1 protein-coding gene is annotated in these 475 nt (G+C 57.9%); it reads left to right on the top strand.

Annotated elements, in window-relative coordinates; translation table 11 throughout:
- Positions 1–475, top strand: a 475-nt coding sequence (locus tag IAE34_RS24200; RefSeq protein WP_325101019.1) for an immunoglobulin-like domain-containing protein, incomplete at both ends; no start/stop codon positions are given.

Below are 475 nucleotides of genomic sequence, written 5' to 3'. Positions count from 1 at the left end.
GCCGTCGTTCACCGTCAAAGTGAACCAGCCACTTGATCGTGACATGACCGTGACTCTGAGCAACGGCGCGAAAGTTGTAATCGCAGCTGGCCAGACGGAAGTTGAATACAAAGCGCCTGCACAAGGCGACGACGTATTCAAAGACTCCGGCTCGCTCACCGTCGGCGTCACCGATGCCAGCGTTGCCGGCAAAACCTTCGAGAACCTCGAATTGGGCGGCGCAGCGACGGTTCAGATCGCTGATACCATCAGCGAAGTCATCGCCACGCTTACCGCTGACAAGTCCACCGTCGCTGAAGGCGGCCAGATTACCTACACTGTCACTTTGACCAACGGCCAAGGCTTGGACGTCACTGGCCATCAAGGCCTGACTTTCACCCTGAGTGACGGCACCAAAGTTACCGTTCCAGCAGGTTCTGCTTCCGGCACGTTCACCATCCAAGCCCCGAACGACGTCTACGTCGGCGGTCAACCA

The sequence above is a fragment of the Pseudomonas sp. S30 genome (assembly GCF_016518545.1).
GTDB lineage: Bacteria > Pseudomonadota > Gammaproteobacteria > Pseudomonadales > Pseudomonadaceae > Aquipseudomonas.
The sequence above is the reverse complement of the archived record's forward strand: the minus strand, read 5'-3'. Positions and strand labels throughout refer to the sequence as shown.